Below are 24,758 nucleotides of genomic sequence, written 5' to 3' on the forward strand. Positions count from 1 at the left end.
GGGCTACGAGTGCCCCTCCTGCGTCGGAAGCCGGTGACGGCTCGGGCGCGGTGCGAAGCTGGCGATCACCGCCATCTCGGCCCTCGATCTTGGGAAACCGAGGGGACACCGAGCGGATCGGGTCGGACCACTACGGCACCCGTCGAAGTCGGTCCGGCAGAATCGGCGGGTGCCCGTCCACCTGATCACCGACCCCGACGACGAGCGGATCGGCGACTACCGTGCGCTGACCGACGTCGAGTTGCGGACCCGCTGGGAGCCACCGCACGGCCTGTTCATCGCCGAGGGGGAGCTGGTGCTGCGCCGGGCGCTGCGGGCCGGGTACCCGGCGCGGTCCTACCTGATCGACGCCAAGCGGGTCGACCAACTCGGCGACCTGGACACCGGCGACGCCCCGGTCTACGCCGCCAGCCAGGACGTGCTGCGCGAGGCCACCGGATTCCACGTGCACCGGGGGGTCCTCGCGTCGTTCCGGCGCACACCGTTGCCGAGCGCCGCCGAGGTGCTCGCCACCGCCCGCCGGGTGGTGATCCTGGAGGACGTCAACAACCACACCAACCTGGGCGCGATCTTCCGGGCGGTCGCCGCGCTCGGGGTGGACGCGGTGCTGCTCTCGCCGTCCTGCGCCGACCCGCTCTACCGGCGTAGCGTACGGGTCAGCATGGGGGAGGTCTTCGCCGTGCCGTACGCGAAGCTGGAGCCCTGGCCGGCGGCGCTGGACGAGGTACGGGCCGCCGGGTTCACCGTGCTGGCGATGACCCCGGCCCCGGACGCGGTGCCCATCCAGCGGCTGACGCCGGAGCAGCGGGCCCGCGCGGCGCTGCTGCTCGGTGCCGAGGGGGCCGGGTTGACGGCGGCGGCGATGACCGCCAGCGACGTACGCGTGGTGATCCCGATGCGGCGCGGCGTGGACTCGCTCAACGTGGCCGCCGCCACCGCCGTGGCCTGCTGGGAGTTGGGCCGCGACGACGCCTGACCGTCGAGGTTCGGGCCGACCTGCGGGTACCGTGTCGCCCGTGTTCCCTACCGTCCGTGAGGTCCTCGCGTTGGACCCGGTCCGCCACGGCGCGCCACGCCTGGTCGCCGGGGAGGCGGGACTGGACCGGCCGGTGCGCTGGGTGCACGTGGCCGAGGTGCCGGACATCGCCACCCTGCTGCGCGGCGGTGAACTGGTGCTGACCACCGGCATCGGGCTGCCCGGCGAGGATGCCGGGCTGCGCGCCTTCATCGGGGATCTCGCCGGGGTCGGCGTCTCCGGGCTGGTGGTCGAGCTGGGCCGTCGCTACCACACCGGGGTGCCCCGGGTGATGGCCGCCGCCGCCGAACGGCACGGGTTGCCGCTGGTGGAGTTGCGCCGGGCCACCCCGTTCGTCCGGGTCACCGAGGCGGTCCACGCACTGATCGTGGACGCGCAGCTCACCGAGTTGCGGGCAGCGGAGGAGATCCACCAGCGGTTCACCGAGCTGTCGGTGGAGGGCGCCGATCCGGGCGAGGTCGTCCGGCAGGCCGCCGAGTTGTCCGGCTGTCCGGTGGTGTTGGAGAACCTGTCCCGGCAGGTGCTCGCGTACGACCCGGCGCGGGAGAACGCCGAGTTGCTGCTCGACCGGTGGGAGCAGCATTCGCGACGGATCCAGCCGGTCGGCCGTACGGTCTACGACCCGGACAGCGGCTGGCTGGTGACCATGGTCGGGGCCCGGGGGGAGGACTGGGGACGGCTGTTGCTGCGCTGGCCGGGCGGGGGCGAGTGGAACTCGGCGCGGGATGCGGTCACCGGTCCGGTCTCGCCGCCGAACCGGTTGACCATCCTGGTCGAGCGGGCCGCGTCGACGCTGGCACTGGGGCGACTGATCCGGCGCGACGCCGAGGGACTGGAACGACAGATCCACCGCACCCTGCTCACCGCGTTGCTGGACCGCTCCCGTCCGGTGGACGAGGTGGCCCTGCGGGCACGCGGGCTCGGGCTGGTGTTGGAACGCCGACACCTGGTCGGGGTGGTGGTCCGGCACCGGGCCGACGACCCGGAGAGCGCCTCGACCGGGACCGGTGACGGGGACGATCCCGGTCCGGCCCGGCTGCGGGACCTGGCCGAGGCGGTGGGCCAGGCGGTGCGGGACGCGAACCTGACCGGCCTGACCAGTGCCGTGGACGACCAGGCGGTGGGAGCGTTGCTGGCCCTGCCCGACCCGGCGGCGGAGGAGCGGGCGCTGGCCTCGTTCGCCGCCGCGCTGCGCCGGAACCGACCCGAGTCGAGATCTTCCGACTCGGCTACGACCCGGGCTGCCGGAGCCGGGAAGGGAACCGAGCCGGCTCGGGCGGTGGGCGGTGGCAGGAGCGCCGAGTCGGGCCGGGGCGCCGGTGGGCTCATCATCGCGGCCGGTTCCGGGGTCGGCAGCCTGCGGGAGGCGGGTCGGTCGCTGACCGAGGCCCGGCAGGTCGCCGAGGCGGCCCGCAACGACCGGCGGGACCTGCCGATCTTCCGGCTGCCGCACGTCGGGCTCGCCGGGCTGCTGCACCTGCTGCGCGACGAGCCGCGCCTGCAGACCTTCGTCGAGCGTGAGCTCGGGGCATTGTTGGCGTACGACGCCCGGCACCCGCGTGAGCATCTGCTCGGCACCCTGCGGGCGTACCTGGAGCAGGGCCGCAACAAGTCGGCGGCGGCCGTCGCGGCACACCTGTCCCGACCGGCGTTCTACGAGCGGCTGGCCCGCATCGGCCGCATCCTCGACGTCGACCTCGACTCCGTCGACGCCTGCCTCTCCCTCCACGTCGCCCTGCTGGCCCTCGACGCCATCCGCACCTCCTGACCCACGCCCGCCGCGCCCCCGCCCGCCGCCCCCGCCCGCCGCGCCCGGCCTCCGCCGCGCACCGCCCCCGCCGCGTCGATCATGGAGTCGTGGTGAGAACAAAAGCCGCGTTAGTGGCGATATCGACTACCACAAGTCCATGATCGCCGGGCCCAGGCAAGGCCCAGGCGTGGGGTCGGGGCGCTCGCGGCCGGGGCGTGCGGCACGATCGGTGCGCGGAACCGCACCGAGGCGGCGGCCTACGCGATCCGGCACCGGCTCGCCTGACGCCCGTCACTCGCTCAGCGAGTGCAGGGCCTTGGTGTAGGCGGGCGGGACGTAGCTGGGGCCGCCGCCGGGAGTGAAGACGTCGGAGGTGGCGGCCGTGGCCCACGCGCTGTCCGGCACGGCGGCGACCAGGGTGCGGACGACCGGGGCGTCGCGCCAGTCCGGCTGCTGGGCGAGCAGGCTCAACGCCACCACCGACTCCTCCACCTCGCCGACGCACTCGAACGGCTTGTGCCCGTCCACGCCGAGCAGTTCCCGGTAGCCGGGGATCTGCGACTCGTCGGCGAGCAGGTCACCGCCGAAGATGCGGGTGATCCGCTCGCGGGACATGAACGGGGCCAGGGCCAGGAAGACGAACCGGCACTTCGGGCAGTCGCGGCACCAGCGCTCGCTGGCGTCGCGTAGCTTGAACGCCGCGTTGCAACTGGTCACCACGTCGTCGTACCGGTCGATGCCGGCGAACAGTCGGGCGATGTGCAGCTCCGACAGCGGGCGCAGCAGGGAGAAGTACGGTTCGGTGAGCCCGGCGTGCTCGGCCAGCGCCGCCCGGAGCAGCCCCTCGGCCTCGACGCCCTTGGACCACTGGTGGTTGACCTCGTGGCCGTTCCAGATCAGGTTCGGGTCGGAGGCGGACCGCTCGTTGGACATGACCACCGGACCCAGCCCGTGCAGCACGGCGGTGGCGACCGCGATCAGCGAGTTGATCGCGGTGACCGGGATGTGCCCGTTGCGGGCACCGGCCGCGTTCAGCTCGAACAGCACCGGGTCGAGGCGTCGCCGGGCGGCCAACGGGGTGAGCCCGGAGGCGGCGTTCACCGCCGTGATCACGTGGTTGGGGTTGACCGAGAAGGGGACCGGGTCCAGGCCGGCGCGACGCATCGCCTCCAGGCTGACGATCGAGTCCTTGCCGCCGCCGACCGCGCTGAGTGGTCGCCGGTCCGAGTTGTCGTGTTCGGCGACGGCGGCGACCCGACCCTGCGGGATCACCGGGGACAGGTCGAGCACGTACGGCAACTGGTTGCGGTACGCGTACTCGGCCAGGCCCTTGGTGTAGACGGCGGTGACGAACTCGGCGGCGGCCGGGCCCAGCGGCGCCGGCAGCACCAACTGCCCCGGCGCGGCGGCCTTGTAGTAGCTGACGCCGGCCACCACGTGCAGCAGCTCCAGCACCCGGCCGAGCGCCGCCACGGCGGCGTCCGACGGCGACTCGTCCGGCACCGGAAGCGTGATCACCTCGGTGAAACGCTGCTCGCCGTCGGGCCCGGTCAGGGCGTAGTCGAACAACGCCTCCCCGGTCGAGAGATCGATCGAGTAGGACGGGAAGGTGAACGCGTCCATCCGCGCCAGTTGCGTATTGGGCACACGCCATACTAGGCCCTGGTTCGTCCGGCCGTGCCCGGCTCCGCCGGACCCCGCACGTGCCCCGTTGCCGTCGCACCCGAGGAGAAGCTGTGCGCCTGTCTGACCTGCGCGGACGTACCGTCGCCGTCTGGGGGGCGGGTCGGGAGGGCCGGGCCGCGGTGATCGCGATCGCCGCCCACGGCCCGGCCGATCTGGTCGCCGTCGACGACAGCGCCAACTTCCTCTCGCTGCCCTGGGAGGGGCCGCTGGCGGAGGCGGCCCCGCTGGTCACCGGCGAGGAGGGCTTCGTCCGGTTGGCCGCTGCCGACGTGGTGGTCCGGTCGCCGGGCGTGCCGCAGACCCACCCGTGGCTGGTGGAGCTGCGCCGCCGGGGCGCCACCGTCACCCAGGGCACCTCGCTGTGGATGGCCGACCACGGTTCGCGCACCGTCGGGGTGACCGGCAGCAAGGGCAAGAGCACCACGTCCAGCCTGATCCACCACCTGCTGACCGCGGTGGACCGGCCGAACGTCTTCGGCGGCAACATCGGCGTACCGACGCTGGACCTGCCGGAAGCCGAGCTGTACGTGCTGGAGCTGTCCAGCTACCAGTGCAGCGACCTGACCGACTCGCCCCGGGTCGCGGTGGTCACCGCGCTGTTCCCGGAGCACCTCGACGCGCACGGTGGCGAGCGGGAGTACTACCGGGACAAGCTCAACCTGCTGGCGTACGGGCCGAACACCGTGGTCGTCAACGGTGGCGACCCCCGGCTGCTTGTCGAGTTGGGCGACCGCGCGGCGGTACGCGCCGGCAGCGCGGAGTCGGTGAACGTGGCCGCCGGCCCGGACGGTACGCCCTGGTTCCACCGGGTCGACCAGCCGTTGTTCCCCCGGGCGGTGCTGCCGTTGGTCGGTCGGCACAACGAGGGCAATCTCTGCGTGGCACTGGCCGTGCTCGACGCCCTCGGCGTGGACCTGGTCGACCGCAAGGACACCCTGGCCGTGGCGGTCGCAGGCTTCCAGGGGCTGGCCCACCGGTTGACCGAGATCGTCGACCCGTCCGGTCTGACCTTCGTCGACGACACGCTGGCGACCAGCCCGTACGCGGCCATGCACGCCATCGACGCGTACGACGGGCGGCCGTTGACGGTGATCGTCGGCGGCACCGACCGGGGCGTGGACTACACCCCGCTGCGCGAGCACCTGGCCGAGCGGGAGCTGACCGTGATCGGTATCCCGGACAGCGGGGCACGCATCGTCGAGGCGTTGGACGGGCTGCCCAAGGTGCGTACCGAGCTGGTCGAGGATCTGGCCGACGCGGTCCAGTTGGCCCGGCAGGTCACGCCGGCCGGTGGCGTGGTGCTGCTCTCCCCGGCCGCGCCCAGCTACGGCCGCTTCCGCAACTTCGAGCACCGCTCCGAGGTCTTCGCCGAAGCGGTCCGCGCCACCGCCCCGGCCTGACCGAGCCCGTCAGGCACTCGTGGACGGTCGCTGCGCCAGGGTGGTGTGCAGCGTACGCATGGAGCGGATGGCCGAGCGGATCTCCTGGAGATACCGGCCGGGGGTGAGGGTGGGCTCCGGCAGGTCGTCCAGGTCGGGTCGGGCGGGGTCCACGCCGACGGTGTCGATCTCGCAGCCGTACGGCACCGCCAGGGTGCGCAACGCGTCGCAGTGCTGGAACGGTACGTAGATCGGTGCGGTGACCAGCAGGACCGGTTCGCCGGGGGAGAGCCGGGCGTGCTCGGCCCAGAACCGCTGGGTGTCGGCGGTGTGCGCGCGTCGCCGCTGCGGCTCGCTCGACGGGGCGGCCAGCACCCGCACCGGCGGTAGCCCGGTCGGCCGGTAGGTCCGCGACGACCAGGAGTGGTGCGGATGCCCGGCGTCCACGCCGTCGGTGGAGTCCGGTTCGCGGAGTCCGAAGGTGCGCCGGACCGCCGAGTCGAGCACGTCGACCTCGGTGTCGCCGCCGCTCACGTCGGCGTCGGCGAGCGTGCCGCGTTCCGTCTCGGACAGTGGCCGGAAGCTGCCCAGCACCGCCACCTCGCCGGTTACGTCGACCCGGTCGCGCAGCAGGTGGGCGGCGTAGGCGACCCGGCGCAGGCAGGCGTGGGCCAGGCCGCCCAGCACCACCAGGTGTGCGTACCGGGTGTGGGCCGGTGGGCGGGGCCGGACCAGACCGAGCGCGTCGGCGGCGGCGAGGACCCGGGCGCGGCGGCCTGCGTCGAGGTCGGGTTCCCGGGCCTCGGGTCGTTCCCGGCCCGCACGGAAGTCCCAGTACGTGGCGGAGAACCCGTCGAGCGCGGCCAGCGTGGCACCGAGGTCGCCGCCGGGCCATCGGCCGCCGAAGCAGGCCACCAGGTCCCGTATCGGCGGGCTGTCGATCCAGCGGTTGATGCCGTCGATGATCGCGGCGGCCGGGTCGGTGGGACCGCCGCCCGGCAGCGGGACCAGATCGGGGGAGCCGGTGGGCGGCGGTGCTCCGGCCGGTCCGGCGACGGGGGGTGGGGCGGCCACGGGCGGTGGGAGAGGACGCTCGGGCACGGATCGGATCGTACCGGCCGGTGGCCCGGCGTGTGACGGTCGAGCGGGCCGGTGGGCGGCCGTTGACGTTCTGTCAACGGCTGTCGACCAGCGGGCGACACGTTGGCTCTTGTCCGGGCAACGACGGTGGTGACACCGTCGCGGTTACCGCGAACCGAAGGGTGCGACGATGACCGACGATCTGCTGGCCCGGCACCGGGCCGTGCTGCCGTCCTGGATGCCGCTCAACTATGCCGAGCCGATCGAACTGGTCTCCGGCGAGGGCCGCCGGGTCACCGACGCCCAGGGGCGCACCTACCTGGACTTCTTCGGCGGAGTGCTGACCAACATGATCGGCTACGACATCGCCGAGATCCGCGAGGCGGTGCAGCGGCAACTGTCCACCGGGATCGTGCACACCTCGACGCTCTATCTGATCCGGCAGCAGGTGGAGTTGGCCGAGAAGATCGCCCGGCTATCCGGGATCCCGGACGCCCGGGTCTTCTTCACCAACTCTGGCAGCGAGGCCAACGAGGCGGCGCTGCTGATGGCGACCAACTACCGCCGCTCGCACCAGATCCTCGCGGTCCGCAACAGCTATCACGGCCGCACCTACGCGACGATGGGCGCCACCGGCAACCGGGGCTGGTCGGCCAGCGCGCTCAATCCGCTCCAGGTGGCCTGGCTGCACTCCGGTGAGCGGCTGCGCGGCCTGCTCGCCCGGCTGCCGGAGGGCGACCGGGTCGACGCGGCGGTGGAGGATCTGCGCGAGGTGCTCGCCACCCAGACCTCCGGCGACGTGGCCTGCCTGATCGCCGAGCCGATCCAGGGTGTCGGCGGGTTCGTGCACGGGCCGGACGGCCTGTTCGCCGGGTGGAAGAAGGTCCTCGACGAGCACGGCATCCTGCTGATCTCCGACGAGGTGCAGACCGGCTGGGGGCGCACCGGCGAGCACTTCTGGGGCTACCAGGCCCACGGCGTCACGCCCGACCTGCTCACCTTCGCCAAGGGCGTCGGCAACGGGTTCGCCCTGGCCGGGGTGGTCGGCCGGGCGGAGGTGCTGGAGTCGGTGCCGGCGATCAGCTTCTCCACCTACGGCGGCAACCCGCTCAGCACCGCCGCCGGCAACGCCGTCCTGGACTACCTGCTCGACCACGACCTACAGGCCAACGCCGCCCGGGTCGGTGCGGTCCTCGGCGACGGCCTGCGCGCGGCGGTGGCCGGTCTCGACCAGGTCGCCGAGGTACGCGGCAAGGGCCTGATGCTGGCCGTGGAGTTCGTCCGTCCGGGCAGCGGCGAGCCGGACCCGGCGCTGACCGGGCGGGTGTTCGAGGCGTGCCGGCAGGGTGGGCTGCTCGTCGGCAAGGGTGGGCTCTACGGCAACGTGCTGCGGATGGGACCGCCGCTGACGCTCACCGAGGAGGAGGCCCGCGAGGGGCTGGCCATCCTGGTCGAGGCGATCCGGGCCGCCGTCAGCGAGGAGGTTCGGTGAGCGCGAGGAGTGAGCCGGTTCTGCGAGCCCCGCAGTCGCGAACGGAAGGCGGTGCCCTGAACCTGATCGGGCACTTCGTGGACGGTAAGCGGGTCAGCGGCACCTCGACCCGGCGTGGGGACGTCTTCGACCCGGCCACCGGTCGGCGTACCGGGCAGGTGGAGCTGGCCTCCGTCGCGGAGGTGACGGTCGCCGTCGAGGCGGCCGAGCGCGCCGCGCGGACCTGGCGCGACGCGTCGCTGGCGAAGCGGACGGCGGTGCTGTTCGCCTTCCGGGAGCTGGTCAACGCCCGCCGGGACCGGCTCGCCGAGGTGATCACCGCCGAGCACGGCAAGGTGCTCGCCGACGCCGCCGGGGAGGTGCAGCGCGGCCTGGAGGTCATCGAGTACGCCTGCGGCATCCCGTCGGCGCTGCGCGGCGGTTTCAGCGAGAACGTCTCCACCGAGGTCGACTCGTACAGTCTGCGGCAGCCACTCGGCGTGGTCGCGGTGATCAGCCCGTTCAACTTCCCGGTGATGGTGCCGCTGTGGTTCGTGCCGGTGGCGGTCGCCGCCGGTAACGCCGTGGTGCTCAAGCCGAGCGAGAAGGACCCGAGCGCGGCGCTGCTGCTGGCGGAGTGGTTCGCCGAGGCCGGCCTGCCCGACGGGGTACTGAACGTGGTCAACGGCGACGCCGAGGCCGTCGACGCGCTGCTGGATCACCCGACGGTCAAGGCGGTGTCGTTCGTCGGTTCCACCCCGGTGGCCCGGCACGTCTACCAGCGCGGCACCACGGCCGGTAAGCGGGTGCAGGCCCTCGGCGGCGCGAAGAACCACATGGTGGTGCTGCCCGACGCGGATCTGGACCTGGCCGCCGACGCGGCGGTCAACGCCGGGTTCGGGTCGGCGGGGGAGCGGTGCATGGCGATCTCGGCGCTGGTCGCGGTGGAGCCGGTCGCCGACGACCTGGTGGCCCGGATCGCGGACCGGATGGCCGGGCTGCGCACCGGTGACGGGCGGCGTGGCTGCGACATGGGTCCGCTGGTCACTGCCGCGCACGCGGAGCGGGTCCGGGCCTACGTCGAGGCGGGGGTGGCCGCCGGGGCGGTGGCGGTGGTCGACGGGCGGAACGTGACGCCCGACGGCGACCCGGATGGCTTCTGGCTGGGCCCGACCCTGTTCGACCGGGTCACCCCGGACATGTCGATCTACACCGACGAGATCTTCGGTCCGGTGCTGTCGGTGCTGCGGGTGGCTTCGTACGACGAGGCGGTGGAACTGGTCAACGCCAGCCCGTACGGCAACGGCACGGCGATCTTCACCAACGACGGCGGGGCGGCCCGCCGCTACCAGCACGAGGTGGAGGCCGGCATGGTCGGCGTCAACGTGCCGATCCCGGTGCCGATGGCGTACTACTCGTTCGGCGGTTGGAAGGCGTCCCTCTTCGGCGACCTGCACGCGCACGGTGCCGACGGGGTGGCGTTCTTCACCCGGGGCAAGGTGGTCACCAGCAGGTGGCTGGACCCCCGCCACGGCGGGGTCAACCTCGGCTTCCCCACCCAGACCTGAGCAGGCGCAGGACACCCGCACCGGCCAGGTAGGCGACCAGGGCGGCGACCGGCAGCCCGAGCGGCTCCGGTGCGGTCTTGGCGGTGGCGCTGTTGGCCACCAGGGCGTACCCGACGGCGCCGAAAGCGGCGACGGCCGTGACACCCACCCAGCGACTGGTGGGCCGGCCGTCCGTCGGGGTGGAGCGGCCGGTGCGGGCCTCGATCGGGCCGAAGACCGCGACCAGGGCGGCGAGTACCACGGTGAGCAGCAGTACCCAGGGCAGCCGCCAGGCGAGCCAGGCCGCCGACCCGGCCGACGGGGTGGGCAGGAGACCCAGCCGGTCCAGTGCGCCGACCAGCAGGATCACCGCGCTCAGGTGCCACAGGAAGACGGTCAGCACGACCGAGTTGACGGCGATCACGGCCTGCCAGGGTCGGCTGCGGTGCAGCCACCGTTCGGCCCGCTCGCGCAGCAGCAGGATGAGCCCGAGTTGGGCCGTGGCCACGGCCAGTAGCGCGATGCTCGGCGGGGCGGCGTTGTCCAGTCGCTGGCCGGGGATGTTGATCATGCTGATCGGGTACGGGCCCGGCCCGGTGAGCAGCACCGCGACGCCCAGACCGGTGACGGTCAGGACCAGGGCGGCGCGGCGGGACATCGGCAGGCATCTGGTCCATCGGTGCGCCCTTCGTGGCCGGGCCGTGCCGTTCCCGCTCGGGTCGCAGTGCCCTCGGCGGGCGTCGTACCAGGCGAAGCCGACCTGGTGCACGGCCAGCCAGCCGAGCAGGTAGTTGGGCAGGGCCGCCGTCTCGTGGCCGGTCGCCCGCCCGAGGTCCCCGGCGGCCACGAGCAGCGCCAACGCGATCGGCACGGCCAGTCCGAAACGGCGGTGCAGCGCGTACGTGAGCGGGGTCAGCGGCACCACCACGAGATAGGCGGCGAGGAACCACAGCGGGATGGTGGCGAACCAGACGACGGTGCGGACCATGTGCGGCTCGGCCCCGACCAGCCGGGCCACCAGCGCGCTTCCGGCCAGCGCCAGCACCAACGCGCTGGTCGGGCGCAGCAACCGGGCGCTGCGCCCCAACAGCCACCCGGTCGCGTCGCCGCCACGGCTGCGGTGCGCGGCCAGCGAGGCGGCGTTGGCGTAGCCGCCGACCAGGAAGAAGACCGGCATCACCTGGACCGCCCAGGTCAGGGGAAGGGCCCACGGGATCGCGGGCAGGGCGGAGTGGCCGTCGGGCTGTCCGTGCTCGTCGTAGCCGATCGTCGCGACCGCCCAGTGTCCGAGGACGACCATGATGATCGCCAAGGCGCGCAGCAGGTCCAGGTAGCGCTCGCGGTCAGCCGGCGTCCGTGCGGCGAGTCGGGCCAGGCGGCGCATGATCCGAGGGTATGCGCCCGTGGCGTACAGCGGACGGCTGACCGCCGTCCGGGGCGGCCGAACGCAGTCCGGGCGGGGCCGCCGAGAATGGCACGATGAGATCCGTGGACGGCACTCCGGTCACCCTCAACCCGTACGATCCGCACTGGGCGGTGCTGTTCGCGCAGGAGCGGGTCACCCTCGAAACCGTTCTGAAGCGGTGGCTGGTGGGGCCGGTCGAGCACATCGGCTCGACATCGATTCCCGGCCTGGCGGCGAAACCGATCATCGACATGATGGCGCCGGTACGCAGCCTCGCGGAGGCGGTCGCCGCCATCGAAGTGGTGACCGCACTCGGCTACCGCAACGGCGTGCACCGCCCGGAGGAAGCGCACTATTTCTTCAAGCCGGCGACCGACAACTGGTGGGAGCGCACTTTTCAGCTCCACCTCACCGAGCCGACCTCGCTGCTGTGGCGGCGACGGATCGCGTTCCGCGATGCGCTGCGGGGACGCGCGGACTATCGGTCCCGGTACGAGCGACTCAAGCGCGATCTCGCGCAGGCTCACGGCGTGGACCTCGCGGCTTACGCCCGCAGCAAGGACGACTTCGTCAACGAGGTCCTCGGTGTCCGCCACCGGACGCAACCACCGGCCGTCAGTGACCCGGAACGGTGACCATCCGATCGAGCAACCGGTCGGCTTCCCGCCGCATCTGCGGTGGTGGCCCTGATGTCCGGTGCCAAGAACGGCGCCTGACTGCCCGCCTCATCGGTCTTTCCGGCCCCTTTGCTCTGCTGCACCCCACGCAACGAATTCGCGCCGATCATGTTGCGCCGGTCGAAGCAGAGCAAAGGGGGTCGAGAGGGCGGGGCCGGCTGCGTCCAAGGTGACCGACTGGCATCTTCGAGGATGACGTCAGTCGATGTAAGTTCTATCGCCCGAGTGCGAATGCGGGAGCTGCCGCGTGGCCGTCGGCAGCGATGCCAACCGGAGCCCCAGGGCGGTCGGGGTGGCCGGTGGCGGGTGGGTCAGGTGGGTGGGGGGACCAGGCGGGCGTGCAGGGCGGTCGGGTCGGTCACCTCGGGCAGTTCGCGGGCGGCCAGCCAGGCGGCTGCGGCGGCACCGTCCCCGGCCGATCGGACCGGGGCGTGCGGCCAGCGTCGTCGGGCCTCGGCGTGGACGGCGGCGGCCAGCGGGGTGCAGCCGGTCAGCAGCCCGCCGCCGAGCACCAGGACGTCGGTGTCGTCGGCCGGTCGGATCCGGCCGACCGTGTCGGCCAGGTGAGCGCCGGCCGCGTCCAGCAGCGCGACCCCGGTCGGCTCGCCGGAGGCGGCGGCGTCGAGCACCAGCGGGGCGAGTCGGGACAGTTCCACCGGTGGGCGGCGGGTGACGACCTGCACGAGCGCGTCGACGGTGTCCCGGGGGCGTGCGGCGACCTCGGCGGAGCCGGTCAGTTCGGTGAGCACCCGTCGGCCGAGGTCGCCCGGGTCGGTGCCGCCGTCGAGGGCGGTGAGCAGTCGACGTACCGCCGCTCGGCCGAGCCAGAAGCCGGAACCTGCGTCGCCGAGCAGCCAGCCGTGTCCGTCGGCGACGCGGTGCAGGCGCAGGTCCCGGACCTCGGCGGCGATCGCGCCGGTGCCGGCGACGAGGACGGTGCCCCGTGGTGCGGCGGTGCCCGAGGCGTACGCGACGAGGGCGTCGCCGTGCACCGCGTACGGGCAGCGCAGCCCGGCGGCCCGCCAGGCGTCGGCGAACGCGGCGCGTCCGGTCGGGTCGGCCTGGAGACGGCCGGCTCCGGCGAGTCCGACGGCACCGGCGCGTACCCGGGTCGGGTCGATGTCGGCCAGTGCCGCGCGCAGGGCGGTCAGGAGTTCCCCGGCGGCGCGGGTGGCGCCGTGACTCGTGGGGTTGCCGCCACCGGCTCGGCCGGTGCCGAGGCGGTCGCCGCCGAGGGTCACGGCGAGCGCCCGGGTGGACGTGCCGCCGATGTCGAGGCCGATCACGACGGTGTCGGACATCGGCGCCCACCTCCTTGATCGATCTACGTTCATGCTGGTCGCGGCACCTCTTCAGGGCAAGGCGCGGATCCGGCGTCGGATGGTGCGCCAGGTAACAGTTTGAAAACTTCGCCCACGGTCTTGACACGGAGGTGGCTTCAGTAAGAACTTTTACCACTATCAGTTAACAGTCTTTTCCGAAAGGCGTCCCATGGTTGATCACGAGGCGGACACCTCCGCGGGCACCGCGGTGGCCGACGCCGACCGGGTTGACCGGCGGGGCGCCCTCGGCGTCGGCTCGGGCGGGATACTCGCCCGAGTGCGCAGCGGGTCCGACGAGCTGACCGGCGCGCTGCGCCGGGTCGCCGAGCACGTCCTGAGCGACCCGGAGGCGGCGGCGCGGGCCACCATCGTCGAGTTGGCCGAGCGCAGCGGTACCTCACCGGCGACCGTCACCCGGTTCTGCCGGGCGATGGGCTTCGACGGCTACGCCGACCTGCGGCTGGGCATCGCCGCCGAGACCGGCCGGGCCCGGTCGGCCGGCTGGACCGTCGACATCGGACGCGAGATCCAGCCCGGCGACCCGCTGGACCGGGTCCTGGAGCAGATCATGGCGGCCGACACCCGGGCCATGCACGACACCGCCGCGCTGCTCGACCTCGACGAGGTGGAACGGGCCGCGAACGCCATCGCCGGGGCGAGCCGGGTCAACATCTTCGGGGCCAGCGGCAGCGCCCTGGTCGGCGAGGAGATGCAGTTCAGCCTGCATCGCATCGGGGTGGCCGCCTGGGCGTGGAACGACGTGCACTCCGGGCTCGCCTCCGCCGCACTGCTGCGTCCGGGCGACGTCGCGTTGGGCATCTCGCACAGCGGCCAGACCCGGGAGGCCATCGAGATGGTGGCCGAGGGCGGCAGCCGGGGCGCGACCACGATCGCGCTGACCGGCTTCCGTCGCTCGCCGCTGGCCGAACTGGCCGACATCGTGCTGCTGACCGCCAGCCACGCCACCACGTTCCGCCCGGACGCGCTGTCGGCCCGGCATCCGCAACTGGTCGTCCTCGACCTGCTCTACATCGCGGTCGCCCAGCGCACCCACGACCGCGCACACGCGGCCTTCCGGCGTACCGCCCAGGCCGTCGACGGACACAAGGCCGCGAGGGGAGCCAGCGCATGATCAGCGCCCAGGGGTACGCGGACGCGGTCCGCCCCGTCCTGGACCGTCTCGTCGACCGGGGGCACGAGCCGCTCGGCCGGGCCGCCGACCTGATCGCCGCCAGCCTGCGCGACGGCGGGGTGCTCCAGGCGTTCGGCGCCGGGCACTCCGAGGCGTTCGCCGCCGAGTTGGTGGCCCGGGCCGGCGGGCTGGTGCCCACCAACCGGCTCACCCTGCACGACCTGGTGCTGCACGGCGACGCCCCGCGCGACGTGCTCGCCGACCCGAAGCTGGAGCGCGACCCGGCCATCGCCCACCAGCTCTACGAGATCGCCGCGCCGCAGCCGCAGGACGTGTTCGTGGTGGCGTCCCAGTCCGGCATCAACGGCTCGGTGGTCGAACTGGCCCTGCTGGTCACCGGTCGCGGTCACCCGTTGATCGCGGTCACCTCGGTCGAGCACACCGGACGGGTCGCCCCGCGCCACCCGTCCGGCCGGCGGCTCGTCGATCTCGCCGACGTCGTGCTGGACAACGGCGCGCCGTACGGCGACGCACTGCTGCCGCTCGAGGGCGGCGGCGCGGTCTGTGCGGTCTCCTCGGTCACCTCGGCGCTGCTGGCGCAGTTGCTGACCGCGGAGGTCGTACGACGGTTCCACCAGGCCGGAGAGGCACCCCCTATCTACCTCTCCGCCAACGTCCCCGGTGGGGACGAGCACAACCTCGCCCTCGAGTCGCGGTACGCCGGACGTCTCCGGCGCACCGCCTGACCCGACACCACAAGGAGAGTCAGAGATGTCCGTTTCCCCCGATCTCAGTCGCCGGACCCTGCTGCGCCGCGCGGCGGCCGCGGGCCTCCTGGTGACCCCGGCTGTGGGTCTGCTCAGCGCCTGTGCGGGCAGCACGCCCAGCGAGAACACCGACAACGCCGGGGAGAAGAGCACCGAGAACCCCTTCGGCGTGCAGGCCGACAGCGCCGTGAAGGTGGTCATCTTCAACGGTGGACTGGGTGACGCCTGGGCGAAGGAAGACCAGGCGATCTTCAGCGCCAAGCACCCGAACGTCACCGTCAACATGAGCTCCACCCAGAAGATCAAGACCGAAGAGCAGCCCAAGATGGCGACGCAGCCCAGCGACGTCGTGATGAACTCGGGCGCCGACATGATGGACATCAGCACCCTGGTCAACGAGGGTGCCATCGAGCCGTTGGACGACCTGCTCGCGGCCCCGGCCTGGGAGGGTGGGGGCACGGTCGCCGACACCCTGCTGCCCGGCACCGTCGCCGACGGCACCTTCCAGGGCAAGTTCTACGTGGTCAACATCGCCTACACGGTCTGGGGCAACTGGTACAACTCGGCGCTGTTCGACCGGGAGGGCTGGGCCCCGCCGAAGACCTTCGACGAGTTCTTCGCCCTCGCCCCGAAGATCAAGGCCAAGGGCATGTCGCCGTACGTCTACGACGCGGTGCACGGCTACTACCCGCGCTGGGCGCTGATGGCCACGGTCTGGAAGTCGGCCGGCAAGCAGGCGGTCATCGACATCGACAACCTCAAGGAGAACGCCTGGCGTGCCGACGGCATCCTGCCGGCCCTGGAGGTGTGGGAGAAGCTGGTCAAGGACAAGCTGGTGCTCCCGGGCAAGCTCGACCACACCCAGTCGCAGCAGGCCTGGCTCGACGGCAAGGCGGCCTTCATCCAGGTCGGCACCTGGCTGAAGAACGAGATGGCGGCGACCATCCCGCCGGGCTTCGAGATGAAGATCTCCGACTACTGGGGCCTGGGCGCCACCGACAAGGCGCCCAACGACGTCTACGCCGGTGCGGGCGAGGGCATCGTGGTGCCGAGCAAGGCCCCCAACAAGGCGGCGGCCAAGGAGTTCCTGCGGGCCGTGCTCTCCAAGGCCGGTTCGGCGAAGTTCGCCGAGCTGACCAAGTCGCTCGCCTCCACTGCCGGCTCCGGCGACAACGTCCAGGACTCGGCGCTGGCCAGCGCCAACGAACTGATGAAGAACGCGCCGAAGGACCTGGTCTCGATCAAGTTCTGGAACTTCTACGCGGACCTGGACAAGGAGAGCCAGAACCTCTCCCAGGAGCTGATGGCCGGCCGGCTCACCGCCGCGCAGTTCGTCGACAAGATGCAGGCCGCCGCCGACAAGGTCGCCAAGGACTCGTCCATCACCAAGCAGACCCGCGACGCGTGACACCCGCCGGATCCAACCGAACGAGGAAGTGAGAGACATGCGGCACGGTGTTGGCCGTTTCGTCACGGGTTTCCTGGCACTGCCGGTCGGCCTCTACGTCTTCTACGTGGTGTGGCCGTTCCTGCAGGCCGCCGGGTACTCGCTGACCGACTGGGGAGGCTACTCCGACAGGCAGCAGTTCGTCGGGCTGGACAACTACATCCGGCTGTTCTCCGACGAGCTGATCAGGAAGGCGTTCTGGCACAACGTCTTCTTCCTGATCACCGTGCCGCTGTTCACCATCGCGCTGGCCCTGTTCCTCGCGTTCCTGCTCAACGTGGGCGGACGCGAGGACAAGGCCGGCATCCGGGGCGTCTTCGGCTCCGGGTTCTACAAGGTGATCTTCTTCTTCCCGCAGGTGCTGTCCCTGGTCGTCATCGCGGTGATGTGGCAGCAGATCTACCGCGCCGACAGCCAGGGCCTGATCAACGGCATCCTGATGAAGATCGGGCTGGTCAGCGAGGAAGACCCGATCACCTTCATGTACGACCCGGAGCCCTTCCTCGGCGTACCGGCGGTGTTGTGGTGGCTGTTGCTGATCGCGGTCTGGAGCGGCGCCGGCTTCTACATGGTGCTGTTCTCGGCGGCCATGCAGTCGATCCCCAAGGACGTCTACGAGGCGGCCATCCTCGACGGCGCGGGCCGCTTCCACACCTTCTTCCGGATCACCCTGCCGCTGCTGCGGGACACCGTCTCGGTGGCCTGGGTCTACCTGGGTTTCATCGCCCTGGACATGTACGCCCTGGTCTTCGTCATGACGCCCAGCCAGGGCGGACCCAACCACGCCAGCGAGATCTTCGCGTCGGTGCTGAACTTCACCGCCTTCCAGAAGGGCCAGTTCGGCTACGCCTGCGCGATGGGCGTGGCGCTGGCGATCTTCACGATCCTGCTGGCCGCGCTCCAGCTCCGGATCACCCGTCGTGAGCGGATCGAGTACTGAGGAGACCTGGACGATGAGCACGGTGACCCACACCCCGGGTGGCCAGGCCGGGCCCGACCAGGCCCCGCCGCCGGGGCGTACGCCGGCCGACCGCGCCCCCGTCGGTGGCGGTCGTGCCGGGGCACGGTTCTTCAACGGCTTCTCGCACCTCTTCCTCGCCGTCTGGGCGATCATGGTGGTCTACCCGCTGCTGTGGGTGGTGATGTCGGCGCTCAAGACCGACTCGGAGGTGATCCGCAAGCCGCTGTCGCTCATCCCGGAGCAGTTGCAGTGGGACAACTTCGCCCGGGCCTGGACCGAGGGCCACATCGGCGAGTTCTTCCTCAACACCGTGCTGGTGCTGACCGGCAGCGTCTTCCTCACCATGCTGCTCGGCTCGATGGCCGCCTACGTGCTCGCCCGGTACGAGTTCCCCGGCAACCGGCTGATCTACTACATGTTCCTGTCCGGCCTGACCCTGCCGATCTATCTCGCCGCGGTGCCGCTGTTCAAGGGCGTCTACAACACCGGCGTGGCGCTGCCGTTCCTCGGCCCGAACAAGCACCTGATGCTGATCCTGGTCTACGTGGCGTGGTCGCTGGCGTTCACCGTCTTCTTCATGCACTCGTTCTTCCGGACGCTGCCCAACGCGATCGCGGAGGCGGGCATGGTCGACGGGGCCTCGCACAGCCGGCTGTTCTTCAGCGTGATGCTGCCGATGGCCAAGCCCGGCCTGATCAGCATCGGCATCTTCAACGTGCTCGGCCAGTGGAACCAGTGGTACCTGCCGACCCTGCTCATGCAGTCGGTGGCCGGCGAGCCGAAGAACCAGGTCATCTCCCAGGGCCTGATCGAGCTGTCGGTCAACCAGGGCTACCGCTCCGACTGGTCCGGCCTGTTCGCCGGGGTGACGATGGCGATGCTGCCGGTGCTGATCGTCTATATCGTCTTCCAGCGCCAGGTGCAGTCCGGCCTCACCGCCGGCGTCAGCAAGTAAACGCCTACCGTCCCGCCACCGGCCGGTGGCGGGACAGTAGCGGCGCGACGCCCGGCAGCCCGGCTCAGACCGCCGAAGTCGTACGAGCGGGACGACCTTCGCGACCGGCTGGCCCGTCCCCGGTCGAGGACCTTGACCTCGACTTCGGTTGAGGTTGCACGATGCCCTCTGGCCAACCGAGGGAGCAATCGTGATCGACCCTGCCGCTCGCATCCGGATCGCCCGACCGTCCCGTGACCTGGCCGTCGCGGAGCACTTCTATCGCGCCGGGCTCGGCCTGCACGTGCTCTACCGGGGCCAGGGCGGTCCCGGCGAGCATGACCTGATCATGCTGGGCTGGCCCCGCGCCGCCTGGCATCTGGAACTGGTCGGCGGTCCGCATCTGGCGGTACGACCGACACCGGGCCCCGAGGATCTGCTCGTGATCTATCTCGGCGACGTCCCCGACGCGGAGTTGGTCTCCCGACTCGTGTCCACCGGTGGCCGCCGGGTCTCCCAGAGCGCCTACTGGGATCGGTGGGGGATCACCGTCGAGGACCCGGACGGCTACCGCCTCGTGCTGTCCCACCGTTCGTGGTCGAACGCCGACTGACTCCGCTCCCGCTCGCCGGGGTGTCGTACCGGGGCGGAAGAATGCCGTTCGTGCTGGTGGCGGTGGTGCCTGACGAGCGGGGCGGGGGAGTGCTGCAACCCCTCGGCCCCACGGGCGCCGCCGTGGGGCCGCCGGAGCCGGTCGCCGACCTGGCCGCCGCGGTGGCCGCCCGGGAGCGGTCCGACTCGCCGCGCTGGGTCTGGGCCGCCGGCACCACGCTCTATCCGGCGCTGCTGCGCGCCGGGGTCCGGGTCGCGCGCTGCCACGACGTGGAGCTGACCGAGGCGCTGCTGCTCGGCTACACCGGCCGCTTCGGCGAGCCCCGGGCGCTGGCGGCGGCCTGGGCGCGGTTGACCGGCGCGCCGGTGCCGGCCGACCCACCGCCGCGCGTGGCCGCTCCGCCGGGCGGCGGGCAGGACGCGCTCTTCGACGCCGTGCCCGGGCCGCCGGGTCCGGGCATCGCGGCACTGACCGGGGTGTACGCCGATCAGCTCGACCGGATCGCGGCGACCGAGGCGCCGGGACGGTTCCGACTGTTGGTGGCTGCCGAGTCGGCCGGTGCGCTGATCGGTCCCGAGATGGGTGCGGCCGGCCTGCCCTGGCGTGCCGATGTGCACGACGAGGTCCTGACCGAGCTGCTCGGGGAGCCGTCCCCGGTCGGCGGCCCGCCGCGTCGGCTGGCCGAGTTGGCCGCGCGGATCGCCGAGGCGTTCGGCGTACGGCAGGTGCACGCGGACAGCCCGGCGGAGCTGCTGCGGGCGTTCGCGCGGGTCGGGGTGGAGCTGCCGAACACCCGCGCCTGGGTGCTGCGGGGGGTGGACCATCCGGCGGTGCCGCTGGTGCTGGAGTACAAGGAGCTCTACCGGATCTGGACGGCACACGGGCGGGCCTGGCGGGACGCGTGGGTCCGTGCGGGGCGGTTCCAGCCCGAGTACGTCCCCGGTGGGGTGGTGTCGGGCCGATGGGCGACCCGGGGCGGTGGCGCGTTGCAGATCCCGAAGGTGATCCGCCGTGCGGTGGTGGCCGATCCGGGGTGGCGGTTCGTGGTGGCCGACGCGGGGCAACTGGAGCCCCGGGTGCTGGCGGCGGTCTCCGGCGACGCTCGGCTGGCGGCGGCCGGCGCCACCGGTGACCTGTACGCCGCGCTGGCCCGGGACGCGTTCGGCGGCGACCGGGGCCGGGCCAAGCTCGCCCTGTTGGGGGCGATGTACGGGCAGACCGGCGGCTCGGCGGTGCCGGCGCTGGCGGTGCTGCGACGCAACTACCCGACCGCGTTCGGCCATGTCGAGGCGGCGGCCCGCACCGGTGAGGCGGGCGGGCTGGTGCGGTCGTGGTTGGGGCGTACCTGCCCGCCGGGGACGGCCGGGTTCGATGCGGGTGACGACGGGCCGTCCGACCCGGACGCGGCCGGTGACCCGCAGTCGCCCCGAGCCCGGGCGGCCCGGTCCCGGGGCCGGTTCACCCGCAACTTCGTCATCCAGGCCACCGCCGCCGAGTGGGCCTCGACGCTGCTGGCGGTGCTGCGCGGCGAACTGGCCGGCACCGACGCCGAGTTGGTCTTCTTCCAGCACGACGAGGTGATCGTGCACTGCCCGGCGGCGCAGGCCGAGCGGGTCGCCGAGGCGGTCGAACGGGCCGGTCGGCGGGCCACCGCGCTGTTGTTCGGCGAGACCGCGGTGCGGTTCCCGCTGGACCTGTCGGTGGTGGAGTGCTACGCCGACGCGGCGTGAGCGGCGCTCGGCTGACCGGATCGGGGCCGTCGACTCCCGAGGACGCCTAGGGTGGGCGTTATGCGTAGATCGGGGCGGGTGCGGGTCGACAGGGCTCGCCGGTGAGCGCGGCCGTCGGGCAGCGGCACACCCGACTGGAGGGGTACGACAAGGTGACCGGCACCGCCCGGTACGCGGTGGAGTACCCGGCGGCGGACATGGCGTACGCGTGGCTGGTGCCGGCGACGGTCGCCCGAGGCGTCGTCGCCGAGGTGGACAGCACGGCGGCCCTGGCGGTCGACGGCGTGCTGGCGGTGCTGCACCACGACAACGCGCCCCGGCTGCTCCCCGGGATCGACGCGGAGGTGTTCCGTCTCCAGGACCCGGTGGTGCACTTCCGGGGGCAGGCCGTCGCGCTGGTGGTGGCGCAGACCTCGGAGGCGGCCCGGGAGGCGGCCGGGCTGGTCCGGCTCCGCTACGACGTGCAGCCGCACCAGACCCGGCTACCCGCCGGCGACGACGGTTTCTATCGGCCCGACCACGTGAACCCGAGCTACCCGACCGACGTGTTCACCGGTGACTTCGACGCCGGCTTCGACGCCGCCGAGGTGCGGTTGGACCTCACCTACCGCACGCCGTCGTATCACCACAGCCCGATGGAGCCGCACGCCTCGACCGCGCAGTGGCGCGACGGGTGTCTGCTGGTGCACGACTCCAGCCAGGGGGCCGGGGCGGTCCGGGAGGTGCTGGCCCGGCTGTTCGGGCTGCCACCGGAGTCGGTGCGGACGATCAGTCGACACGTCGGCGGCGGCTTCGGCGGCAAGCTCTACGCCAAGGTGCCGGCGGTGCTGGCCGCGATGGCGGCGCGGCACGTCGACCGGCCGGTCCGGCTGGCGTTGACCCGTCAGCAGACGTTCGGCCCGGTGGGTTACCGGACGCCGACGGTCCAACGGATCCGGCTCGGCGCGCACCGGGACGGACGACTCGTCGCCGTCGGCCACGACGCGCAGAGTCAGACCTCGTACGTGACGGAGTTCGCCGAGCAGACGGCGGTCTACACCCGCCACATGTACGCCACGCCGCACCTGCGGTCCACGCACCGGGTGGCCCGGCTGGACGTGCCCACGCCGCTCTGGATGCGGGCGCCCGGGTTCACCCCGGGTTCGTTCGCGTTGGAGTCGGCGTTGGACGAGTTGGCGCTGGCCTGCCGGGTCGACCCGGTCGAGTTGCGCCTGCGCAACGACACCCCGGTCGATCCGGCGAGTGGAGCGCCGTTCACCAGCCGGAACCTGGCCGCCTGCCTGACCGACGGGGCACGCCGGTTCGACTGGGCGCGGCGGGACCCGACGCCCCGGGCCCGGCGGTCCGGCCGGTGGCTGTTCGGCACCGGGGTGGCCGGGTCAACCTATCCCGCCCGGGTCCGACCGGCCGCCGCGTCGGCCGCCGCCCTGCCCGACGGCAGCTTCGAGGTACGGATCAACGCCACCGACATCGGCACCGGCGCCCGGACCGCGTTGTGGCAGGTGGCCGTGGACGCGCTCGGCGTACCGTCCGACCGGGTCCGGATCGAGGTGGGGGACACCGCCCTGCCGGCGGCCGACGTGGCCGGCGGGTCGATGGGGCTGACCTCGTGGAGTTGGGCGGTGCTGCGGGCCTGCGAGCGGCTGTGTGACCGGCTCGTCGCGGCGTCGGGTCCGGTGCCGGCCGAAGGGCTGCTGGTCGAGGTGAGCACCGACGAGGAGGTCGCGGCGCAGCCGACGTCGCCGCGCTTCGCGTACGGGGCGCAGTTCGCCGAGGTCCGGGTGGACCAGGAGACGGGGGAGGTGCGGGTGCTGCGACAGCTCGGGGTCTTCGCGGTCGGCCGGGTGGTCAACCCGACCACGCTGCGCAGCCAGTTGATCGGCGGGATGACCATGGGCCTGTCGATGGCGCTGCACGAGGTGGGTGCCTTCGACCACCGGTACGGCACCTGGGCCAACCACGACCTGGCCGGCTACCACGTCAGCAGCAACGCCGACGTGCCGGCGGTGCAGGCGTACTGGGTGCCGGACGCCGATGCCGCGGTCCACCCGCTGGGCGTCAAGGGGGCCGGGGAGATCGGCATCGTCGGTGCCGCCGCCGCGATCGCCAACGCCGTGCACCACGCCACCGGGGTACGCGTCCGGGAACTCCCGGTGACCCTGGACAAACTGCTCGTCGGCTGAGGTCGCGTCGCGCAGAGTTCACCCTGACTTCGGCTGTCGAGCATTGTGGAATTGGGCCGCGTGACCGTGTCTCACCTGCGGCTTCTTTCACGTTTTCGGTGTGCCACCCTGGTGCCTCCAACCCGACCACTCCGGTCGGGGAGGTGACGATGCCGGGGAGGCGGAATGGCCAGACGCGTCTATGTGCACATCGGTGCCCCGAAGACGGGCAGCACCTTCGTGCAGAACGTGCTCTGGAGCAACCAGGACGTGTTGCGTAAGGCCGGGATCCTGCTGCCGGGCAGCGCGGTGGCGCACGACCAGGCGATGGCGGATCTGCGTGCGGCGCACTGGCGTGACGCCGAGGTGTACTGGACGTGGGACCGGCTGGCCGAGAAGGCGCGCCGGTGGTCCGGCGACGTGATCATCAGCAACGAGGGGCTGGGTGCGGCGACCAGTGCGCAGGCGGCCCGGGCGATCGAGAGCCTGCAACCCGCCGAGGTGCACGTGATCGCGGCCGGGCGGGACCTGTGGCGGACCTTCCCGTCGACCTGGCAGCAGAGCATCCGGGCGCGCAGCACCTGGCGTTTCGACGGCTTCCTGCGGGCCGTCGAGGCGGGCCGCTTCGACACCTTCTGGGACAACTACACCGCGCCTCGGATGCTGCGCCGCTGGGGTGACCTGGTGCCGGCGCGGCAGCGGCACCTGGTGGTCGTGCCGCCACCCGGTGCACCGCGAGAGCTGCTCTGGCGCCGTTTCGCCGGGGTGATGGGCATTCCGGACGGCCTGTGTGAGCTGACCGCACCGACCTCGAATCCCTCCCTGGGTGCTGCGGAGAGCGAGTTGCTGCGCCGGGTCAACCAGGCGCTGGGGGACAGGTATCCGCTGCGGACGCCGTACCAGAAGGTGGTGCAGCGGCACCTGGTCGACGCGGTGCTCAAGGAGCGCGCCAACGATCTGCGGTTCGGTGTCGGCCTGGACCGGGCCGCGTGGGTGTGCGACCTCGCCGAGCAGCAGATCGCGGAGATCCGGGACTATCCGTGCTCCGTCGTGGGTGACCTGGCGGAGCTGCGGCCGACCGGGATGGAGCGGACCGTCAGTCCCGACGAGTTGGACGACGGACAGTTGCTCGACGTGGCGATCGAGACGATCGTCGGCATGCTCGGGCACGCCGACTCGCTCGGTCGGCGGGCCGAGGGGCAGGGCGACGAGATGCTGGCGCGCCTGAAGGCGCGGGCCGCCGGTGGCGTCAAGCGTCGTCTCCGGCTGGCCGGTCGCCGGTCCTAGGTCGGGCGTCCACGGGAACTGGCCGGTCTGCGGCGCGCCAGACGCGAGCGACCGGCGACCCGTCAGCGGGCCGCCGGTCGTCACTGCCGCCGCCGGTCAGGCTCCCGCAGCCGACTTGAGATCAGCAGCCCGATCCGTGTTCTCCCACGTCAGATCCGGCAACTCCCGACCGAAATGCCCATACGCCGCAGTCTGCCCATAAATCGGCCGCAACAGATGCAGATCCCGAATGATCGCCGCCGGACGCAGATCGAACACCTCCGACACCGCCTTCTCGATCGACGCCACCGGCACCGTCTCCGTACCGAACGTCTCCACGAACAAACTCACCGGATGCGCCTTACCGATCGCATACGCCACCTGCACCTCACA

20 protein-coding genes are annotated in these 24,758 nt (G+C 72.3%); 15 read left to right on the forward strand and 5 right to left on the reverse strand.

The window, feature by feature from the left end; translation table 11 throughout:
* Positions 1-169: 169 nt before the first annotated feature.
* Both ACIBMZ_RS27405 and ACIBMZ_RS27410 read left to right on the forward strand, forming a co-directional pair.
* Positions 170-976, forward strand: coding sequence for a TrmH family RNA methyltransferase (locus ACIBMZ_RS27405; protein WP_396698659.1), 807 nt, complete (start codon positions 170-172; stop codon positions 974-976).
* 31 nt (positions 977-1,007) lie between these two features.
* On the forward strand, positions 1,008-2,804 hold the full coding sequence (locus ACIBMZ_RS27410; protein WP_396698661.1) for a PucR family transcriptional regulator: 1,797 nt from the start codon (positions 1,008-1,010) through the stop codon (positions 2,802-2,804).
* Positions 2,805-3,077: 273 nt separating this feature from the next.
* On the opposite strand, the gene ACIBMZ_RS27415 is transcribed toward ACIBMZ_RS27410, so the two are convergent.
* Positions 3,078-4,433, reverse strand: a complete 1,356-nt coding sequence (locus ACIBMZ_RS27415) for a hypothetical protein (protein ID WP_396698663.1) — start codon at positions 4,431-4,433, stop codon at positions 3,078-3,080.
* Positions 4,434-4,522: 89 nt separating this feature from the next.
* On the opposite strand from ACIBMZ_RS27415, the gene murD reads away from it, so the two are divergent.
* Entirely contained in the window at positions 4,523-5,872 is a 1,350-nt protein-coding gene (murD, locus tag ACIBMZ_RS27420; RefSeq protein WP_396698665.1) for a UDP-N-acetylmuramoyl-L-alanine--D-glutamate ligase, read from the forward strand.
* A gap of 9 nt (positions 5,873-5,881) precedes the next feature.
* Here the strand turns inward: murD and ACIBMZ_RS27425 are convergent, their stop codons facing one another.
* Complete coding sequence (locus tag ACIBMZ_RS27425) at positions 5,882-6,952, reverse strand: hypothetical protein (protein ID WP_396698667.1); 1,071 nt, start codon at positions 6,950-6,952, stop codon at positions 5,882-5,884.
* Between the two features lie 169 nt (positions 6,953-7,121).
* Here ACIBMZ_RS27425 and ACIBMZ_RS27430 point away from each other — a divergent pair, with 169 nt between their 5' ends.
* Entirely contained in the window at positions 7,122-8,423 is a 1,302-nt protein-coding gene (locus tag ACIBMZ_RS27430; protein WP_396698669.1) for an aspartate aminotransferase family protein, read from the forward strand.
* A gap of 56 nt (positions 8,424-8,479) precedes the next feature.
* On the forward strand, positions 8,480-9,970 hold the full coding sequence (locus ACIBMZ_RS27435) for a CoA-acylating methylmalonate-semialdehyde dehydrogenase (protein WP_396698698.1): 1,491 nt from the start codon (positions 8,480-8,482) through the stop codon (positions 9,968-9,970).
* On the opposite strand, the gene ACIBMZ_RS27440 is transcribed toward ACIBMZ_RS27435, so the two are convergent.
* Positions 9,942-11,333 carry an acyltransferase gene (locus ACIBMZ_RS27440; RefSeq protein WP_396698671.1) on the reverse strand — a complete coding sequence of 464 codons (1,392 nt, stop codon included), beginning with the start codon at positions 11,331-11,333 and terminating at the stop codon, positions 9,942-9,944. The genes ACIBMZ_RS27435 and ACIBMZ_RS27440 overlap by 29 nt on opposite strands.
* Before the next feature lie 95 nt (positions 11,334-11,428).
* Here ACIBMZ_RS27440 and ACIBMZ_RS27445 point away from each other — a divergent pair, with 95 nt between their 5' ends.
* Positions 11,429-11,989, forward strand: coding sequence for a GrpB family protein (locus ACIBMZ_RS27445; protein WP_396698673.1), 561 nt, complete (start codon positions 11,429-11,431; stop codon positions 11,987-11,989).
* A gap of 353 nt (positions 11,990-12,342) precedes the next feature.
* Here the strand turns inward: ACIBMZ_RS27445 and ACIBMZ_RS27450 are convergent, their stop codons facing one another.
* Positions 12,343-13,332, reverse strand: coding sequence for an N-acetylglucosamine kinase (locus ACIBMZ_RS27450; protein ID WP_396698675.1), 990 nt, complete (start codon positions 13,330-13,332; stop codon positions 12,343-12,345).
* Positions 13,333-13,522: 190 nt separating this feature from the next.
* Between ACIBMZ_RS27450 and ACIBMZ_RS27455 the strand changes: the two genes are divergently transcribed.
* From ACIBMZ_RS27455 to ACIBMZ_RS27495, 9 genes are all read left to right on the forward strand, one after another.
* Positions 13,523-14,485: a MurR/RpiR family transcriptional regulator gene (locus ACIBMZ_RS27455; RefSeq protein ID WP_396698677.1), complete on the forward strand. Its 963-nt coding sequence runs from the start codon at positions 13,523-13,525 to the stop codon at positions 14,483-14,485.
* A complete protein-coding gene (locus ACIBMZ_RS27460) occupies positions 14,482-15,231 on the forward strand; it encodes a sugar isomerase domain-containing protein (protein WP_396698679.1) in 750 nt (249 codons plus the stop codon). The genes ACIBMZ_RS27455 and ACIBMZ_RS27460 overlap by 4 nt, the downstream gene beginning before the upstream one ends.
* A gap of 25 nt (positions 15,232-15,256) precedes the next feature.
* On the forward strand, positions 15,257-16,660 hold the full coding sequence (gene ngcE / locus ACIBMZ_RS27465) for an N-acetylglucosamine/diacetylchitobiose ABC transporter substrate-binding protein (RefSeq protein WP_396698681.1): 1,404 nt from the start codon (positions 15,257-15,259) through the stop codon (positions 16,658-16,660).
* Positions 16,661-16,697: 37 nt separating this feature from the next.
* The gene (locus ACIBMZ_RS27470) at positions 16,698-17,639 is read left to right on the forward strand and encodes a sugar ABC transporter permease (RefSeq protein WP_350696753.1); all 942 of its coding nucleotides are present in this window, start codon (positions 16,698-16,700) and stop codon (positions 17,637-17,639) included.
* Positions 17,640-17,652: 13 nt separating this feature from the next.
* Positions 17,653-18,615 (forward strand): carbohydrate ABC transporter permease, encoded by a 963-nt coding sequence (locus ACIBMZ_RS27475; protein WP_396698684.1) that lies wholly within the window; start codon positions 17,653-17,655, stop codon positions 18,613-18,615.
* Positions 18,616-18,805: 190 nt separating this feature from the next.
* Positions 18,806-19,207: a VOC family protein gene (locus ACIBMZ_RS27480; protein ID WP_396698686.1), complete on the forward strand. Its 402-nt coding sequence runs from the start codon at positions 18,806-18,808 to the stop codon at positions 19,205-19,207.
* A 20-nt stretch (positions 19,208-19,227) separates the two neighbouring features.
* Positions 19,228-20,937, forward strand: coding sequence for a bifunctional 3'-5' exonuclease/DNA polymerase (locus ACIBMZ_RS27485; protein WP_396698700.1), 1,710 nt, complete (start codon positions 19,228-19,230; stop codon positions 20,935-20,937).
* Positions 20,938-21,038: 101 nt separating this feature from the next.
* On the forward strand, positions 21,039-23,120 hold the full coding sequence (locus ACIBMZ_RS27490; protein WP_396698688.1) for a xanthine dehydrogenase family protein molybdopterin-binding subunit: 2,082 nt from the start codon (positions 21,039-21,041) through the stop codon (positions 23,118-23,120).
* Between the two features lie 165 nt (positions 23,121-23,285).
* Positions 23,286-24,386, forward strand: a complete 1,101-nt coding sequence (locus ACIBMZ_RS27495; protein WP_396698690.1) for a hypothetical protein — start codon at positions 23,286-23,288, stop codon at positions 24,384-24,386.
* Positions 24,387-24,482: 96 nt separating this feature from the next.
* On the opposite strand, the gene ACIBMZ_RS27500 is transcribed toward ACIBMZ_RS27495, so the two are convergent.
* A partial coding sequence (locus ACIBMZ_RS27500; RefSeq protein WP_396698692.1) for a methionine adenosyltransferase domain-containing protein occupies positions 24,483-24,758 on the reverse strand: 276 nt, incomplete at its 5' end.

This window comes from Micromonospora sp. NPDC049900 (assembly GCF_044461025.1).
Lineage (GTDB): Bacteria > Actinomycetota > Actinomycetes > Mycobacteriales > Micromonosporaceae > Micromonospora.